This is a genomic window from Coprococcus phoceensis (assembly GCF_900104635.1).
GTDB lineage: Bacteria > Bacillota > Clostridia > Lachnospirales > Lachnospiraceae > Faecalimonas > Faecalimonas phoceensis.
Window position 1 is genome coordinate 680,206 of record NZ_FNWC01000007.1, and the last position, 18,820, is coordinate 699,025.

Consider the following 18,820-nt stretch of genomic DNA (forward strand, 5'->3'; position numbering starts at 1 on the left):
ATGACGATTCGAGAACAATTAGAATTACGAGAAATTGAATATTTGAGTCCATATGCGACGTTGAGCAAGGATTCCAAAGGAAGAAAGGCAAAAGAAGAGGAATGTGATATCCGACCGGTATTTCAAAGAGACAGGGATCGAATTTTGCACTGTAAGGCATTTCGAAGAATGAAACAAAAGACACAGGTGTTTTTGCTCCCGAAAGGAGATCATTATCGGACGAGACTGACGCATACGCTGGAAGTCTCGCAGAATGCCCGCACGATTGCAAAAGCACTTCGCTTAAATGAAGATTTGGCAGAAGCCATCAGTCTCGGACATGACCTTGGGCATACCCCGTTTGGTCATGCCGGAGAGCGGGCGCTCAACCAGATCTGTCCGCTTGGGTTCAAGCATAATGAGCAGAGTGTTCGTGTTGTAGAATGCATAGAAAAACGAGGAGAGGGACTGAATCTGACGGAGGAGGTTGTTGACGGAATTCGAAATCATCAGACATCGGGAAAGCCATTTACTTTGGAAGGGCAGATTGTGAGATTATCTGATAAGATTGCATATATCAATCATGATATTGATGATGCGATACGCGGCGGGATACTGAGTGAAGCAGACATTCCGCCAAAATATCGGAAAATATTAGGGAACACAACCCGAGCAAGATTAAATACGATGATACACGATGTGATCATACATAGTATGGATCAACCAAAGATTCAGATGTCAGAAGAAGTAGAAGCGGCACTTATGGGACTGCGTAAATTTATGTTTGAAAATGTCTACAGGAATCCTCTCGCAAAAAGCGAGGAGGAAAAAGCAATCAAATTGGTACAGAATCTCTATGAGTACTATTCGGAGCATTTCGAAAAACTTCCTGAGCCGGAGTTGCAACGTGCAGTGCTGAGAGGTGACGGCAAAGAACAGATTATCTGTGATTATATAGCTGGGATGACCGATAATTATGCGGTAAAAAAGTTTCAGGAAATTTTTGTGCCGGAATCTTGGAAAATTTAAAGGAAATCAAAAGGATTTGTCGAATAAGTATAAATGTAGGGGAATTTATTTGGAAGGAAGGACAACATGTACTTTTCAGAAGACTTAATAGAAGAAGTAAGACAAAAAAATGATATTGTGGACGTCATTTCCGGATATGTAAAGTTACAGAAAAAAGGAAGTTCTTATTTTGGACTTTGTCCGTTTCACAATGAGAAATCCCCATCTTTTTCAGTCAGCCGCGGAAAGCAGATGTATTATTGCTTCGGATGTGGTGCGGGAGGCAATGTATTTACGTTTATTATGGAATATGAGAATTATTCTTTCGTGGAAGCGTTTAAGATGCTTGCTGAGCGGGCAGGAGTGGATATTCCGGAAGTGGAGTATTCTAAAGAAGCAAAAGAGAGAGCTGATCTGAAGGCGACACTGCTGGAGATCAATAAGCTTGCTGCAAAATATTTTTATGCCCAGTTAAAGACCGAGCAGGGGAAACTGGCACATACCTATTTGACTGGCAGAGGACTGAGTGAGGAGACGATCACCGCTTTTGGTCTGGGATATTCGAATAAATACAGTGATGATCTGTATCGGTATTTAAAGACAAAAGGCTATAAAGATGAACTGCTTGTAAAAGCGGGGTTAATCAGTGTTGATGAAAGGCATGGGGCACACGACAAATTTTGGAATCGTGTGATGTTCCCGATCATGGACGTCAATAACCGGGTGATTGGATTTGGCGGAAGAGTTATGGGAGATGCAAAGCCGAAATATTTGAACTCGCCGGAGACGGAAGTGTTTGACAAGAGCAGGAATCTCTATGGATTGAATCGCGCCAGAACATCCAGAAAACCTTATTTTTTGATCTGTGAGGGATATATGGATGTGATTTCGCTTCATCAGGCAGGATTTACGAATGCGGTTGCATCGCTTGGGACAGCGCTGACTACCGGACATGCATCGCTGATCAAGCGGTATGTGAATGAAGTTTATCTGACCTATGACAGCGATGAGGCCGGAACAAGAGCAGCACTTCGTGCAATGCCGATTTTAAAAGAAGCAGGCATTACAGCTAAGATTATCCGGATGGAGCCGTATAAAGACCCGGACGAGTTTATCAAGAATCTTGGAACAGAGGCGTTTGAGGAGAGGATCAATAAAGCAAGAAATGGATTTTTGTTCTCCCTGGAGATTCTGGAAAAAGAGTATGATATGAACTCACCGGAGGGAAAGACTGCGTTTCATAAAGAAGCAGCAAAACGTCTCACCATGTTTGAGGAAGAGATTGAGCGCAACAATTACATAGAAGCAGTTGCTGAAAAATATCGGATTGGATATGAGGAATTGAAAAAACTGGTGGGTAAGATGGCGATCCAAATGGGGCAGGCGACACCTGCGGAGCGGCCAAAACAGACGGCGAACAGGGAAAAGCAAAAAGAAGATGGGAATCTGAAGTCTCAGAAGATATTACTGACGTGGCTGATAGAGAATGAGGCGTTGTTTGCACAGATTAAAAAGTATATTGTACCGGAAGATTTTACAAAAGAACTTTACCGCACAGTTGCTGAGATTCTGTATGAGCAGTATGAAGCGGGAGAGGTCAATCCGGCAAAGGTGATGAATCATTTTACAGATGAGGAAGAACACCGGGAAGTGGCAGAGTTGTTCCATACGAAGATTCGAGAACTCACCACGAAAGAAGAGCAGGAGAAAGCGTTGAAGGAGACGATTATCCGCGTAAAATACAACAGCATCGAGTTTGCGACAAAGATGTTGAACCCTACGGATATTGTGGGGCTGCAGAGACTGATGGAGGCAAAGAAATCTCTTCAGGACTTGCAAAAAATGCATATTTCTATTGATTAAGGATAAAATATAAACAAGCTATGAGAGGATGGACACTACATGGAAGAAAGAGCTATAAAATTTGAGGAAAAATTGAAAAATCTGGTTGCTTTAGGGAAGAAGAAGAAAAGTATTCTTGAGATACAGGAGATCAATGAAGTTTTCTCAGATATGGAGCTGGAAGCAGAACAGATGGAGAAAATATTCGAGTATTTGGAATCGCAGAATATTGATGTACTCAGAATCAGTCCGGACACGGATGATGCAGATGATGTGGAGATTTTGTTGACGGATGAAGATGAAGTTGACATGGAAAAGATTGATTTGTCTGTGCCGGATGGAATCAGCATCGAAGATCCGGTGCGTATGTATCTGAAAGAAATCGGTAAAGTGCCATTGTTGAGTGCAGAGGAAGAAATTGAACTGGCGAAACGGATGGCAGAAGGTGATGAAGATGCGAAAAAGAGGCTTGCAGAGGCAAATCTTCGTCTTGTTGTCAGCATTGCGAAACGCTATGTGGGACGTGGAATGTTATTTCTTGACTTGATTCAGGAAGGAAATTTGGGATTGATCAAAGCGGTTGAAAAGTTTGATTATCAGAAAGGATTCAAATTCAGTACGTATGCGACATGGTGGATCAGACAGGCAATTACGAGAGCGATTGCAGATCAGGCGAGAACCATTCGTATTCCGGTTCATATGGTGGAGACAATTAACAAATTGATTCGCGTATCAAGACAGCTGCTGCAGGAATTGGGGCGTGAGCCGTTGCCGGAGGAGATTGCAGAAGAACTGGACATGCCGGTGGAAAGAGTACGCGAGATTTTGAAGATTTCTCAGGAACCTGTATCTTTGGAAACACCGATCGGTGAAGAAGAGGACAGTCATTTGGGAGATTTTATTCAGGATGACAATGTTCCGGTGCCGGCTGAGGCAGCAGCAGCAACGTTGCTGAAAGAGCAATTGGGAGAAGTGTTGGATACGTTGACTGACAGAGAACAGAAAGTATTGCGTCTTCGTTTTGGTATGAACGATGGACGTGCACGTACATTGGAAGAAGTCGGAAAAGAATTTGACGTCACCCGTGAAAGAATCCGTCAGATTGAGGCGAAAGCGCTTCGAAAACTCCGTCATCCAAGCAGAAGCCGTAAACTTCGTGATTATTTGGATTAGGGTATTTGTATGGAGCTATCAAAGAGATTACAGGCAGTTGCAGATCTTGTGAGCAATGGAGTGACAGTCGCGGATGTCGGAACAGACCATGGTTATATTCCAATCTATCTGGTAGAGTCTGGAAAAAATAAATGCGCGATTGCGATGGATATCAATCGGGGACCTTTGGACCGTGCAGAAGCACATATTCGGATGCACGGTTTGGGGGAGCAGATTAAGACTAGACTGTCAGACGGGGTTCAAAAACTACAGATAGGAGAATGTGACTGTGTCATTGTCGCCGGAATGGGTGGTGGTCTTGTCATAAAGATCATGGAGGATGGAGAAGAGATTTTCAGAAATCTGACGGAATTCATTCTGCAGCCACAGTCTGAAATTGCAAAGGTGCGCCAGTATCTGTGTGAACATAATTACCGCATTATAGCAGAAGATATGGTTTTGGAGGATGGAAAATTTTATCCGATGATGAAGGTGGCAAACGGGTCTGCTGAGGAATACAGTACATTAGAACTGCGGTATGGGAAGTTGTTACTCAGAGAAAAACATCCTGTTTTAAAATTGTTTTTAGAAAAGGAAGAAAAGACAAAAGAGCAAATTTGCAGACAGCTAAGGAAGGAAGAAGGAATACATATTGCATCCCGGATAGCGGAACTTGAAAATGAGACAGCACAGACAAAAGAGGCGCTTGGAATTTATTAAGAGAGGGAAACATATGCTTTGTAGAGAGATAATTGATGTGATTGAGGGTACATATCCAAAAGAGGCAGCGTTGGCTTGGGATAACGTCGGACTTTTGGTGGGACGCACTGAAAAAGAAGTAAAGCGTATTTATGTGGCGCTGGATGCGACCGATGAGATTATTGAGGCGGCGATAAGGGGAAATGCAGATATGCTTGTCACGCATCATCCACTTATTTTTTCGCCGTTGAAAACGGTTACGGATGAGCATTTTATCAGCAATCGCGTTGTGAAATTGTTACAGCATGACATATCATATTATGCAATGCACACGAATTACGATGTGCTTGGCATGGCGGAGCTGTCGGGAAAAATGATGGAACTTGTGCAGGCGGAGCCTTTGGAGGTGACGATTCCGGAAAATAATCAGGGGATTGGAAGAGTAGGGCTTTTAAAACATGAGATGACTTTGGGTGAGTGCTGTGAACTGGTAAAAGAGAAGTTTCATCTGCCTGATGTAAAGGTATTTGGTGATATAGAAAGGAAAGTGACACGTGCAGCAATTTCTCCGGGGTCGGGTAAGAGTATGATTGACACTGCACTTCAGACGGGAGCAGAGGTACTTGTGACTGGAGATATTGGACATCATGAGGGAATTGACGCAGTTGCAAGAGGACTTGACATAATAGATGCAGGGCACTATGGATTGGAGCATATTTTCATAGAAGATATGGCGATGTTTTTAGAGAGTCATCTGTCGTGCGTTAAGATAGAAAAAGCAGAGATTGTACAGCCGTTTCAGACAGTATAGCTGTAAGAAAGGAGTAGCACATGGATAGAAAGGTATATCAGGTAAAAGTAGGGAATGAAGTAAAGCAGTATGAGGAAGGGACGACTTTTGCGAAAATTGCAAAGGAATACCAAAAACAATATGAAAATGAGATTGTCTTAGTGTTTGAAGATAAAAAGCTTCAGGAGTTAAGAAAAGGAGTCACAAAAGACTGTACTTTACGATTTGTTACGACGGGGGATTCCGTGGGAAACCAGACATATCGAAGAAGCATGTGTTTGATGCTTGTAAAAGCAATCTATGATGTCTGTGAACATAAAGATATTTGGAAGGTACGTATTCATTTTTCTTTGAGCAAGGGGTATTATTGCACAATCGAAGGGGATGTCGCAGTAGATCAGCGGTTCCTTGACAAGGTGAAGAGCCGCATGTTAGAGATGGTTGTGGAAAAGATGCCGATTGACAAACGTACGATTCATACGGATGAGGCAATTGCTTTATTCCACAAACATGGAATGCACGATAAAGAAAGACTTTTTGAATACCGAAGAGTGTCAAAAGTCAATATTTATAGTATGAATGAGTTTGAGGACTATTATTATGGATATATGGTGCCGGATGCATCGTACCTGCCATACTTTGAACTGCATCTGTATGATGAAGGCTTTGTAATTCAGATGCCGGAAAAAGATGCGCCGACAGTCGTTCCGCCTTTCAGACCACAGCATAAATTATTTCAGGTTCTGAAAGAATCGACCAAGTGGGGAGACATACAAAATATTGAGACAGTAGGCGCGCTGAATGACAAGATTACTAATGGGGATATTCAGGATATGATCCTTGTGCAGGAAGCGATGCAGGAGAAGAAGATTGCGGAGATAGCGGAGATGATTGCAAATAAATCAGACATCAAATTTGTGCTGATCGCAGGGCCGTCTTCTTCAGGAAAAACAACCTTTTCGCATCGGCTTTCGATTCAGCTGCGGGCGAACGGACTTGTTCCGCATCCAATCGCCGTAGACAATTATTTTGTTGAACGGGAAAAGACTCCGAAAGACAAAGATGGCAATTATAACTTTGAATGTTTGGAAGCGATTGATGCGGAATTGTTCAATCAGGATATGTTAGATCTTTTGTCAGGAAAAGAAGTGGCGCTCCCTACATTTAATTTTAAAACAGGAAAAAGAGAATATTCCGGCGAGACTAAAAAGCTTGGGGAACAGGATGTGCTTGTGATTGAGGGGATTCATTGTCTGAATGATGCCATGACGTATAAACTCTCCAAAGAAAATAAGTTTAAGATTTATATCAGTGCATTGACACAGTTGAATATCGATGAACACAATCGCATTCCGACAACGGATGGGCGCCTGATACGGCGCATGGTCAGAGATGCAAGAACCCGTGGCGCTTCTGCAAAACAGACAATCGCGATGTGGCCTTCCGTGAGAAAAGGGGAGGAAGAGAATATTTTTCCTTATCAGGAGGATGCAGATGTAATGTTTAATTCTGCGCTCATTTATGAGTTGGCAGTGTTGAAATTATATGCGGAACCGATTTTGTTTGGAATTGAGAAAGACTGCGAGGAATATGTGGAAGCGAAACGTCTGTTGAAGTTTTTGGACTATTTTATTGGTGTGGGAAGTGAAAATATTCCGGCGAATTCTCTTTTGCGGGAATTTGTTGGTGGAGGATGTTTTAACGTATAAAAATATAAGAAATATAGTTGGGAGACAGTCAATTGACTGTCTCCTGATTTGTATTATTGAAAAAAATTGCCATATCATCTGGAAGAGGAGAGGAGAATGTCAGCGGTTCTTTGGTGATTGGATGTTCGAATGACAGACAGTGAGAATGCAGCGCCTGACGTTTGATGACGTGGTAGTTGGGATTGTATAAGAAATCACCGGGAAGCGGATGACCAATGTGTTTCATATGTACGCGTATCTGGTGGGTACGGCCGGTCTTTAATGTCAGGGATACAAGTGAATATCCGTTTTTATAGCAAAGACGTTTGTAATGAGTGCAGGCATAGTCACCTTGTTCATAGTCAACCTGACGCTCGATAGTGGAACCGTCTACTCTTCTGATTGGCGCATCAATGATGCCGGATGAAGGGGTCTTGCCTTCCGCAACTGCGAGATATTCCCGGTGGATTTTTCGGTTTTTTACCATGTCCGAGAGGAGGGAGGCACTATACATATGTTTTGCGAGAATTAAAAGTCCGGTTGTATCACGATCTAAGCGGTTGATACAGCGGTAAGTGAAAGGCTCCCCTTTTTGTGCATAATAGTAAGCGACTGCATTGGCAAGCGTGTTGTCGTAATTGCCCTGTGAAGGGTGGATCGGCATATCTGCCGGTTTATTTATAACCATCAAATCTTCATCTTCATAGACGATATGAAGTGGAAGAGGCGATGCAACGATATTTTCAGAAGAAGTCTTTTCTTCTAATGTGATGGTTAAAATATCATCTGTGTGCAGGATATCGCGGACTCTTGCCCAGGTCTTGTTTAATAAAATTCCGTTCTCTGTGTGTTTTAAATGTGTGATCACCTGACTGGAATACCCTGATTCCTTTAGAAAAGAAATCAGGGTACAATTGTTGTATTTAGCCGAGATGGTATAGGAAAAAATTCGTTTCATAAAAACTCTCTTTCTGCCTCAAAAGAAGCTATTGGGATTTGATTTCGCGCCAAAGCTTATTATAAATGGCATCGTTTTTATCTCCCAGGAACTGAAAGGTCTCGCAGCGTTCCAGTTCGCTTGCATCAGGAAATGCGATTTTGCTGTTTCGGATAGCCGGATCTTCGATCAGTTCTCGAGCAGCGGTGTTTGGTGTGGAATAGGTAATATAATCAAAATTCATTTTGGCGATGTCCGGTCGACATAAAAAGTTGATGAAAGCTTCTGCATTTTCTTTGTGCTTAGCATTTTTTGGAATTACCCAGGAGTCGATCCAAACATTGGAACCCTCCTTTGGAATGACATATTCCAAATTTGGATTTTCCAGTTGTGTATAAATTGCTTCGCCGGAATAAATTACTCCGATAGCCGCTTCGTTTCCAATCATTTTGTCGCGAACCTGATCGATTACATAAGCCTGCACGAGTGGTTTCTGTTCGATCAGAAGTTCTTTTGCCTCCTCTAATTCGTCGAGATCTGTCGAATTTAAAGGGTGCCCTTTATATTTAAGAGCTACAGCAAAGGCGTCACGGACGCTGTCCTGCATTAAAATGTTATCTATATATTTTTCATCCCACAGAACGCTCCAACTGTCGATTGGCTCATCAACCATTGTTTTATTGTAGAGAATTCCAACAGTTCCCCAGCAATAAGGCACCGAATATTTATTTTCGGAGTCAAACTGTCTGGATTGCTTGAAATATTCTTGACCAATGTTTTTGACGTTCGGAATGTTATCAAAGTTCAGTTCTGCTAGAAGATCATTTTCAATCATACGTTGGATCATATAGTCAGATGGGCATACCACATCGTATGCGATAGCGCCGGACTGTACTTTGGGGTACATGATCTCATTTGTCTCAAATTCTTCATATACGACATTGATCCCGGTCTCTTTTTCAAACAGAGTGATAACTTCCGGATCGAGATATTCTCCCCAGTTATAGACGATGACCTGATTGGTTCCGCTTAAATCTTCTTTGGAACTATAGAAAATTCCACCGGCAATGACCACGACTGCCATAATCGCCGGAACAACTTTGCGAAGTACAAAGTGAACGGCTTTCTGAGATTTTTTCACATTCAGTGTTTTGTCGGTGCTGCCTTTTTTGTTTGGTGATACGTTGATCAGAATCAGCAGAATCAGCACGGACACAAACAACAAAGTGGAAAGTGCATACATTTCCGGTTTGATTCCTTTGCGGACTTCACTGTAAATTTTGGTTGATAACGTATCGACACCCGGACCTTTTGTAAAGTGGGTGATGACAAAATCGTCCAAAGACATGGTAAATGCCAGCAAAAATCCTGAGAACACGCCCGGCAGAATATCCGGAAATACAACTTTAAAAAAGGCGTAAATCGGAGATGCGCCGAGGTCGAGTGCGGCTTCATAAGTGCTGCGTTTGGTTTGTTTGAGCTTTGGCATAACACTCAAAATGACGTATGGAATATTAAACGTTATGTGTGCGATCAGCACAGTTGCAAATCCCAGTGAAAAATTAATACCCAGATATTTTAAGCCGGATCCGACAGCGATAAATAAAAGCATCAATGAGATACCGGTCACGATATCTGCATTTAACATCGGAATATTGGTGATTCCCATTGCAATCGTGCGGGATTTTCTCTTCATTCCCTGAATGCCGATCGCAGCGGCAGTGCCGATCAGGGTTGCAATAAGAGCAGACAACAGTGCGATGACAAGCGTTGTATAAAGAGCGCTCATAATCTGCTCGTTTTGGAAAAGGGAAATATACCATTTTCCGGTAAAGCCTCCCCATTTTGCACGTGTCTTTGAGTTGTTAAAGGACAAAACAACAAGTGTCACGATTGGGGCGTATAACAAAAAGATGATTAGTGATAAGTAAATATTTTGTAATGTCTTTTTCATTAGAATGCGGTTCCCTCTCCATCTTTATCGTATTTGGCAATCAGTGCCATGCTTGCGATAATGAATATCATCAGCACAAGTGAAAGCCCGGAACCGACGTTCCAGTTACTGCTCTGCTTAAATTCCTGCTCGATGACATTTCCAATCAACAGAATCTTACTTCCGCCGAGCAAATCCGAGATAACAAAGGTAGTGAGAGCAGGCACAAATACCATCGTAATCCCACTGATGATCCCAGAAGTAGTAAGCGGCAGTATGATTTTCAAAAAAGTCTGTACATTGTTTGCGCCTAGATCTTTTGCCGCAGAAATGACATCTTTGTCAATTTTTACAATGACATTATAAATTGGAAGCACCATAAACGGCAAAAAATTATATACCATACCAAGAATGATCGCAGAAGGCGTATTGATCATGGACTGCGTCGGCAGATGTAAAAAAGACAATACGCTGTTGATAACTCCGTTTTTCTCAAGCAATGTCTGCCATGCAAGGGTACGAAGCAGGAAATTCATCCACATCGGGAGGATGAAGATCAAGACGATAAAGCTTGTCTGATTCATGCTTTTTGAAGCGAGTATCATAGCAAGCGGATACGCCAGGATCAGACAGATCGCAGTGCTGACAAGCGACAGCAGAAGCGCCAGACCAAGTGCTTTTAAATTTTCCGGAGTCGTTATTTTTGCAAGATTCAGTAAGGTGAATTCTTTCTTTTCATTTGTCAGACCATAATAAAGTATCATAAACAATGGAATGATAATGAATGAGACAGCCCAGAATAAGTAAGGTCCTGTCAAAAGTTTTTTCTTATTCTTCAATGATAACAGCCTCCTCATCTTTGGATTCTGGTTTTTTCATAATCTGGATATCGAACGGATCCACTTTAATGCCGACCGGTGTTCCGACAGGAACCATATCTGTACTGTGCACCAGCCATTCGAAATTATTTGCAGTGACTTCCATCTCATAATGGACACCTTTGAAAATCAAATGTGTGACAATTCCTTCCAAAATACCTTCTTCCGGCTTGACTAAATCAATATCTTCCGGACGGATGACCGCATCTACCGGTTTATTTTTTCCAAACCCAGTATCCACGCATGGAAAATTCACGCCGAGAATTTTTACCAGTTTATCTTCAACCATGATTGCAGGGAGAATATTACTTTCACCAATAAAATCTGCAACAAATGCATTTTCCGGCTCGTTGTAGATGTCTTCCGGTGTCCCGATCTGTTGGATGTAACCCTGATTCATGACGACAATAGTGTCAGACATCGTAAGCGCCTCTTCCTGATCATGTGTGACATAGACAAATGTTATGCCGAGTTCGTTCTTTAAGCGGATTAACTCATACTGCATATCCTGGCGAAGTTTTAAATCCAGTGCGCCTAAAGGCTCATCCAACAGTAGTACTTTCGGTTCGTTTACAATTGCCCGTGCAATGGCAATTCGCTGCTGCTGACCTCCGCTTAGAGAATCCGGAGTTCGATTTTCAAATCCATCTAAATTTACAAGTTTTAATGCATACTTGATTTTATCGTTGATATAAGCTTTTGATTTGCCTTTGATTTTCAATCCAAATGCAATATTATCAGCAATAGACATATGGGAAAACAATGCGTATTTTTGAAATACCGTATTAAGCTGGCGTTTATTTGGGGCAAGGTTGGTGATATCCTTTCCGTCAAAAATAATTTTCCCGTTGTCCGGAGTCTCAAATCCTCCCAGGATACGGAGCAGTGTAGTCTTTCCGCAGCCGCTTGGTCCCAACAGTGTTAAAAATTTGTTTTCATTAATATATAGGTTCAAATCGTCCAACACAAGGTTGTCTCCGTACGATTTCGAAATGTGTGAAATGTCAATTAATTTTCTCGCCATATAAAATCCTCCTTGTATTAAAAACTCGGTGGGGTTGTCACCCATATAATCTTTGCACCGTTTGTTTTATTTGCTGTTATATAATGTTCCGAATGGGGAATGAAGTAAAAAGATTCCCCTTTTTTGGCAGTGTGTACTTTCCTGCCCACATGGATCTGAATGCTTCCCTGCAGAACATAACCGAATTCTTCCCCTTCGTGGGGGACGTCTAAGTAAGTGGAGCCTCCAGCTTCCAATGTAAGCAGGATTGGTTCCATCATATTCTTTTGAGCGTTTGGAATGATCCATTCAATGGTGTTGCGAAGTTCTGTGTCCTTTTTTACAAAAAAATCATCTTTGCGAAAGACGATCTGTTCATCGGACTCTTCGGCAAAGAATTCGGTCAGATTTGTACCGAGGCACTGAAGAATATCAATTAAAGTTGCGATAGAAGGGGAAGTCAGATTTCGCTCTAACTGTGAGATGAATCCCTTCGACAGTTCTGCTCGATTAGCTAATTCTTCCTGTGTCAAATTTCTTTCGATTCGAAGTTCTTTGATCTTATTTCCGATATTCATAAAGTAATCCTTTCTAATCTGCAACAGAGTAGTAGAGTGCGCCTGTAAAAGTAAAAATAAACAAAAAGTTTAGTATTTCTTAACTGAAGGCACACAAATATTATTATACATGAATTGGAGAAAAAAGCAATTGTTGTTCGTGAAATGTAACAATTTTATTAAGTATTATTAATGATTTTGTACTGTACTTTTCCATATGTTCGTATTATAATATCAACATATGGATTAAGGATAAGAGGAGTTATACTAAATGAGCGATAAAGAACGACAAAAAGAAGAAAGATCATCAGACGAGATCGTAGAAGAAACTATGAAAGAAATCATGGAAAGCATTGCTGACTCAGAGGACGAAGAGACGCCAAAAGCTTCGGAATCAGAGGAGACTGCCGAGTCGAAAGAAGAGGAAGAATCAGAGGAAGAGACGGAGAGTGAGATTTTCTTCTTGAATGATGACACAAGCTTCGATAAGGAAGTCAAAAAGCATGGAAAAAAGAAACGTGGCAGAATCATTATCGCAGGCATCTTAGGAGCAATAGGTCTTATTTATTTGGGATTTTCCCTCTTTTTTATCAACCATTTTTACTTTGAAACAAAGATCAATGATGTCAGTTTTTCAGGAAAGACTGTGAAAGACGTAGAAAACTATATGAAGAAACAGGTGAGTGATTATACGCTGACATTAAAAGAAAGAGATGGAAAGACCGAGACCATTCAGGGAAGTGCGATTGATCTGCAATACAAGAATGGAAAAGGTGTCGAAGAAGTAAAGGAGAATCAGAATCCATTTTTATGGTTTACGGCATTTTTTGGAAATGACAGCGCACAGGCAACGGTGGAAGTAAGCTACAATGAAGACAAGCTGAACCAGGCAATGGCATCTCTGGACTGTTTGAAAGAAGAGAACCAGACAGCGCCGGTTTCGGCACAGCCGGTTTTTAACGGGGAGCAGTTTGAGATTCAGGCTGAGACGCTTGGAACGCAGATTGATCAGGAAACATTTTCAAAAGTTTTACATGATTATGTAGGACAATTTAGAGCAACATTAGATTTGGACAAAGAGAAGTGCTATGTGGCACCGAAGTTCACTACGGAATCAAAAGAAGTTATTTCTGCAAAAGACAGCATGAATAGTTATTTGAACGCTTCTGTTACATATACGGTAGAACCGAAAACAGTTGTAGATAAATCTCTGATCTCACAGTGGATGACGGTAGATGAGAATATGAATGTCACATTCTCGGAAGATGCGATGAGAGCGTACATTGATGAACTGTGCAATCAGTATAATACGGTTGGAAAAGTCAGAACGATTACAACGCCGACGGGAAAGACTGCAGAGGTGTCCGGCGGAGGATATGGCTGGGAGATTGATAAAGACGCGGAATACGAGACTTTGGTGAATAATATCAAGTCCGGTGAAGCGGTAGAAAGAGAGCCGGTGTATTCGCAGACAGCGGCATCACATGGAGCACAAGATTTTGGAACGACATATTTGGAAGTAGATTTGACGACACAACATATGTGGTATATCGTGGATGGAACTGTGAAGCTTGAGACGGATGTAGTGACCGGAATCCCAGTGCCGGAACGTGTGACGCCACAGGGTACATATACTATTTTGGAGAAGATGAGAAATAAAACACTTCGCGGTGACAAAAAACCGGATGGAACTTATGAATATGAGACACCGGTAGAGTACTGGATGCGAGTTACATGGACGGGAATTGGGTTCCATGATGCCAAATGGCAGACAGCGTTTGGCGGTGAGATTTATAAGACGAGAAAAGGTTCTCACGGCTGTATCAATATGCCGCCGGCTTTGGCAGGACAATTGTATGATATGCTTCAAGTGGGGTGCCCGGTCGTGATTCATTATTAAAAGTAAAGAGGTAAAGACATGTATAAATTATTAAAACGAGATGGACTCGCAAAACGAGGCGAGTTCCATACAGTGCACGGGGTCATTCAGACCCCTGTATTTATGAATGTAGGAACTGCGGCGGCAATCAAAGGCGCCGTATCTACAGAAGATTTACAAGGAATTAAGACGCAGGTAGAGTTATCCAATACGTATCATCTGCATGTGAGACCCGGAGATCAAGTGGTGAAAAAGTTAGGCGGTCTTCATAAATTTATGGTATGGGATAAGCCGATTCTGACAGATTCCGGTGGGTTCCAGGTGTTTTCGCTTGCGGGACTTCGTAAGATTAAAGAAGAAGGTGTGTACTTTAACTCTCACATTGATGGCAAAAAAATCTTTATGGGACCGGAGGAAAGTATGCAGATTCAGTCCAATCTGGCTTCTACGATTGCAATGGCATTTGATGAGTGCCCATCCAGTGTGGCGACAAGAGAATATATTCAGAACTCAGTGGAACGTACAACAAGATGGCTTGCAAGATGCAAAGCCGAGATGGCAAGATTGAATACGCTTCCGGATACGATCAACCAGCACCAGATGCTATTTGGAATTAATCAAGGCGGAATTTATGAAGATATTCGTATTGAACATGCGAAAGAGATTGCAAAGATGGATTTGGATGGATACGCAGTCGGAGGGCTTGCGGTAGGAGAATCCCATGAGGAGATGTATCGCATTTTGGAGGCGGTTGTGCCGTATCTTCCGATTGAGAAACCTACGTATCTGATGGGTGTAGGGACTCCGGCAAATATTTTGGAAGCGGTTGACAGGGGTGTTGACTTTTTTGACTGTGTATATCCGAGCCGAAACGGAAGACATGGACATGTATATACAAATCAGGGGAAATTAAACTTGTTCAATGCAAAATATGAGCTGGATGACGCGCCGATTGAAGAGGGCTGCCAGTGTCCTGCATGCCGCACATACAGCAGAGCGTACATCAGACATCTTTTGAAAGCAAAAGAGATGCTTGGAATGAGACTCTGTGTGCTGCATAATTTGTATTTCTATAACAATATGATGGAAGAGATCAGAGCTGCGATTGAAGCAGGACGCTATAAAGAATACAAAAGAGAAAAACTTGCAGGAATGGGAATTCAGGAAGTATAAAAAAATTATGAAATCTAAAAAAACACTTGATGTATGTCTATAGATTGTGTATGATGGTCATAGTGTTTAAAAATAGTAGGAGGAAATAAGATGAATAATCCAATATTTTTGCTTATTTTTTATGCAGTAATTCTTGGGGGATTTTGGTTCTTACTGATGCGTCCGCAAAAGAAAGAACAGAAGAGAATACAGTTGATGTTATCTGAACTGGCAGTAGGTGATACTGTGTTGACAACAAGTGGATTCTACGGAGTAATCATTGATATTACAGACGAGGATGTAATTGTAGAGTTTGGTAATAACAAGAACTGCCGTATTCCGATGCAGAAAGCAGCGATTACGCAGGTAGAAAAAGCAAATACAGAAGAATAAGTGAATGTAAAGGGAAGGCTTAGCCTTCTCTTTTTTTGGCCTTAAAACAGAGTATACTCTAAAAAAATACACTTTTCCGTATTAAAGGGTTGAAACGTGAATAAAAATACGATATGATTAGACCTATAAACTTTTGCAAGAGAAGGGAAGAGATATATGGAATTGAAAGTTGGAATTATCAAAGGGGATGGGATTGGTCCTGAAATTGTAGAAGAGGCAATGAAAGTATTAGATAAGGTCGGAGAAGTGTACGGCCATACATACAGATATAAAGAGTTATTGCTTGGAGGCGCCTCGATTGATGTACATGGGATCCCATTGACAGATGAGACTGTAGCGGAAGCAAAATCATGTGACGCTGTTTTGATGGGCTCTATCGGAGGAGATGCAAAAGTTTCACCGTGGTATCAGTTGGAACCAAACAGACGCCCGGAGGCAGGACTTTTAAAGATTCGAAAAGAATTGAATCTCTTTGCAAACTTAAGACCGGCAGTGCTGTATGATGAATTGAAAGGAGCATGCCCGTTAAAAGAAGAGATTACCGAAGGTGGATTTGATATGATGATCATGCGAGAACTAACGGGTGGATTGTATTTTGGAAATCGAAAGACGGAAGAGATAGATGGTGTTATGACCGCATGTGACGAACTTACCTACAATGAGAATGAGATTCGAAGAATTGCAAAGAGAGCATTTGAGATCGCGATGAAACGAAGAAAAAAAGTGATCAGTGTGGATAAAGCGAATGTCCTTGATTCTTCCAGATTATGGAGAAAGATTGTTGAGGAGATTGCAAAAGAATATCCAGAAGTTGCTTTGGAACATATGCTTGTCGACAACTGTGCGATGCAGCTTGTAAAAGATCCAAAGCAGTTTGATGTGATTTTGACAGAAAACATGTTTGGAGACATTTTGTCCGATGAGGCAAGCATGGTGACAGGTTCAATCGGAATGCTTGCCTCGGCAAGTTTGAACGATACAAAATTCGGTCTATATGAGCCAAGCGGCGGTTCGGCACCGGATATTGCAGGCAAAGGAATTGCTAATCCGATTGCCACAATACTGTCTGCGGCGATGATGTTAAGATTTTCATTTGACTTAGATAAAGAGGCGGATGCAATTGAGAAAGCAGTCAGTCAGGTATTAAAAGATGGGTACCGTACCATCGATATCATGTCAGAAGGAAAAGAACAGGTTGGCACTGCGAAAATCGGTGATCTGATCTGTGAAAGAATTGCGTAACGAAGGGAGAGACAGATATGAGAAGTGATACAGTAACAAAAGGAATGCAGCAGGCACCGCACCGTTCGTTGTTCAATGCATTAGGATATACAGAAGAAGAGTTGGAAAAACCGTTAGTGGGAATCGTGTGTTCTTACAATGAGATTGTGCCGGGGCATATGAATCTTGACAAGATTGCCAATGCGGTAAAAATGGGTGTGGCAATGGCTGGTGGAACGCCTGTTATGTTTCCGGCAATTGCAGTCTGTGACGGAATTGCAATGGGGCATATCGGTATGAAATATTCTCTTGTCACAAGAGACCTGATCGCAGATTCCACGGAAGCGATGGCTATGGCACATCAGTTTGATGCGCTTGTCATGATTCCGAACTGTGATAAAAATGTACCGGGACTTTTGATGGCAGCAGCAAGAATCAATGTGCCGACGATTTTTGTGAGCGGAGGTCCGATGCTAGCGGGGAGAGTGAAGGGATGCAAGACAAGCCTTTCGAGTATGTTTGAGGCAGTTGGTTCCTATGCGGCGGGAACGATGACTGCAGAAGATGTACAGGAATTTGAGAGCAAAGCATGTCCGACTTGTGGTTCCTGCTCCGGTATGTACACGGCAAACAGCATGAACTGTCTGACGGAAGTGCTTGGTATGGGATTGAAAGGAAATGGAACGATTCCGGCGGTGTATTCCGAACGAATCCGCCTTGCAAAACACGCAGGAATGAAAGTGATGGAGCTGTGGGAGAAAAATATCAGGCCAAGAGATATTATGACAGAAAAGGCGATTTTGAATGCACTTACTGTGGATATGGCGCTGGGCTGTTCGACAAACAGTATGTTACATCTTCCGGCGATTGCACATGAGATTGGAATGGATTTTGATATCACATTTGCAAATGAGATCAGTGCAAAGACCCCGAACCTCTGTCATCTCGCACCGGCAGGACACACGTATATGGAAGACCTGAACGAGGCAGGCGGTGTGTATGCAGTGATGAATGAGTTAAATAAAAAGAATCTTTTATATACAGAGTGCATGACCGTAACTGGAAAAACAGTTGGTGAGAACATTGAGGGATGTGTCAACAAAGATCCGGATGTCATAAGACCAATTGAAAATCCATACAGTGAAACAGGTGGTCTTGCAGTGCTCACAGGAAACCTTGCACCACATGGCGGCGTTGTAAAACGTTCGGCGGTTGTGGAAGAGATGATGGTACATGAAGGTCCGGCGAGAGTGTTTGACTGTGAGGAAGATGCGATTGCCGCAATCAAAGGCGGAAAAATTGTCGCAGGTGATGTGGTTGTCATTCGCTATGAGGGACCGAAAGGAGGACCTGGAATGAGGGAGATGCTCAATCCGACATCGGCAATTGCCGGTATGGGACTCGGCTCCAGTGTGGCGTTGATTACGGATGGGCGTTTCAGTGGCGCATCAAGAGGTGCATCCATCGGACACGTGTCTCCGGAAGCAGCAGTGGGAGGTCCAATTGCGTTAGTGGAAGAAGGCGATATCATTAAGATCAATATCCCGGAAAATAAAATAGAGCTGGCTGTTTCGGATGAGCTGCTTGCAAAAAGGAAAGCAGAGTGGAAACCAAGAAAACCAAAGGTTACAACAGGTTATTTGGCAAGATATGCGGCGCTGGTGACATCCGGAAACAGAGGAGCTGTATTAGAAATCCCAAGATAAAGA

General features: G+C 42.2%; 16 protein-coding genes. 11 read left to right on the top strand and 5 right to left on the bottom strand.

The window, feature by feature from the left end:
• From BQ5364_RS06965 to BQ5364_RS06990, 6 genes are all read left to right on the top strand, one after another.
• Positions 1 to 1,008, top strand: a complete 1,008-nt coding sequence (locus BQ5364_RS06965; protein ID WP_071143906.1) for a deoxyguanosinetriphosphate triphosphohydrolase — start codon at positions 1 to 3, stop codon at positions 1,006 to 1,008.
• A gap of 66 nt (positions 1,009 to 1,074) precedes the next feature.
• Positions 1,075 to 2,850, top strand: coding sequence for a DNA primase (gene dnaG / locus BQ5364_RS06970; RefSeq protein ID WP_022250300.1), 1,776 nt, complete (start codon positions 1,075 to 1,077; stop codon positions 2,848 to 2,850).
• 39 nt (positions 2,851 to 2,889) lie between these two features.
• Positions 2,890 to 4,002, top strand: a complete 1,113-nt coding sequence (rpoD, locus tag BQ5364_RS06975; protein WP_004613558.1) for an RNA polymerase sigma factor RpoD — start codon at positions 2,890 to 2,892, stop codon at positions 4,000 to 4,002.
• Positions 4,003 to 4,011: 9 nt separating this feature from the next.
• Positions 4,012 to 4,701 carry a tRNA (adenine(22)-N(1))-methyltransferase gene (locus BQ5364_RS06980; RefSeq protein WP_071143907.1) on the top strand — a complete coding sequence of 230 codons (690 nt, stop codon included), beginning with the start codon at positions 4,012 to 4,014 and terminating at the stop codon, positions 4,699 to 4,701.
• Between the two features lie 13 nt (positions 4,702 to 4,714).
• The gene (locus BQ5364_RS06985; protein ID WP_022250299.1) at positions 4,715 to 5,491 is read left to right on the top strand and encodes a Nif3-like dinuclear metal center hexameric protein; all 777 of its coding nucleotides are present in this window, start codon (positions 4,715 to 4,717) and stop codon (positions 5,489 to 5,491) included.
• A gap of 20 nt (positions 5,492 to 5,511) precedes the next feature.
• Positions 5,512 to 7,179, top strand: a complete 1,668-nt coding sequence (locus BQ5364_RS06990) for a nucleoside kinase (protein WP_071143908.1) — start codon at positions 5,512 to 5,514, stop codon at positions 7,177 to 7,179.
• 28 nt (positions 7,180 to 7,207) lie between these two features.
• Here BQ5364_RS06990 and BQ5364_RS06995 read toward each other — a convergent pair whose 3' ends face one another.
• Genes BQ5364_RS06995 through BQ5364_RS07015 form a run of 5 tightly spaced genes read right to left on the bottom strand, consistent with a single transcriptional unit; the run spans position 7,208 to position 12,487 of the window.
• Positions 7,208 to 8,116: an RluA family pseudouridine synthase gene (locus BQ5364_RS06995; RefSeq protein ID WP_071143909.1), complete on the bottom strand. Its 909-nt coding sequence runs from the start codon at positions 8,114 to 8,116 to the stop codon at positions 7,208 to 7,210.
• A gap of 28 nt (positions 8,117 to 8,144) precedes the next feature.
• Positions 8,145 to 10,049 carry an extracellular solute-binding protein gene (locus tag BQ5364_RS07000; RefSeq protein WP_071143910.1) on the bottom strand — a complete coding sequence of 635 codons (1,905 nt, stop codon included), beginning with the start codon at positions 10,047 to 10,049 and terminating at the stop codon, positions 8,145 to 8,147.
• Positions 10,049 to 10,885: an ABC transporter permease gene (locus BQ5364_RS07005; RefSeq protein ID WP_044987609.1), complete on the bottom strand. Its 837-nt coding sequence runs from the start codon at positions 10,883 to 10,885 to the stop codon at positions 10,049 to 10,051. The genes BQ5364_RS07000 and BQ5364_RS07005 overlap by 1 nt, the downstream gene beginning before the upstream one ends.
• On the bottom strand, positions 10,857 to 11,930 hold the full coding sequence (locus BQ5364_RS07010; protein ID WP_022250295.1) for an ABC transporter ATP-binding protein: 1,074 nt from the start codon (positions 11,928 to 11,930) through the stop codon (positions 10,857 to 10,859). Before BQ5364_RS07010 ends, BQ5364_RS07005 begins: the two co-directional genes overlap by 29 nt.
• 17 nt (positions 11,931 to 11,947) lie before the next feature.
• A complete protein-coding gene (locus BQ5364_RS07015; RefSeq protein WP_071143911.1) occupies positions 11,948 to 12,487 on the bottom strand; it encodes a type II toxin-antitoxin system RelB family anti-toxin in 540 nt (179 codons plus the stop codon).
• Between the two features lie 250 nt (positions 12,488 to 12,737).
• Here BQ5364_RS07015 and BQ5364_RS07020 point away from each other — a divergent pair, with 250 nt between their 5' ends.
• The 5 genes from BQ5364_RS07020 to ilvD all read left to right on the top strand — a co-directional run bounded on the left by BQ5364_RS07020 (position 12,738) and on the right by ilvD (position 18,817).
• Entirely contained in the window at positions 12,738 to 14,366 is a 1,629-nt protein-coding gene (locus tag BQ5364_RS07020; protein WP_071143912.1) for a L,D-transpeptidase family protein, read from the top strand.
• A gap of 18 nt (positions 14,367 to 14,384) precedes the next feature.
• Complete coding sequence (gene tgt, locus BQ5364_RS07025) at positions 14,385 to 15,518, top strand: tRNA guanosine(34) transglycosylase Tgt (protein ID WP_004613545.1); 1,134 nt, start codon at positions 14,385 to 14,387, stop codon at positions 15,516 to 15,518.
• A gap of 90 nt (positions 15,519 to 15,608) precedes the next feature.
• Positions 15,609 to 15,890 carry a preprotein translocase subunit YajC gene (yajC, locus tag BQ5364_RS07030; protein WP_004612336.1) on the top strand — a complete coding sequence of 94 codons (282 nt, stop codon included), beginning with the start codon at positions 15,609 to 15,611 and terminating at the stop codon, positions 15,888 to 15,890.
• Between the two features lie 156 nt (positions 15,891 to 16,046).
• Entirely contained in the window at positions 16,047 to 17,132 is a 1,086-nt protein-coding gene (gene leuB, locus BQ5364_RS07035) for a 3-isopropylmalate dehydrogenase (protein ID WP_004612337.1), read from the top strand.
• Between the two features lie 17 nt (positions 17,133 to 17,149).
• Positions 17,150 to 18,817, top strand: a complete 1,668-nt coding sequence (gene ilvD / locus BQ5364_RS07040; protein ID WP_022250290.1) for a dihydroxy-acid dehydratase — start codon at positions 17,150 to 17,152, stop codon at positions 18,815 to 18,817.
• Positions 18,818 to 18,820 lie beyond the last annotated feature (3 nt).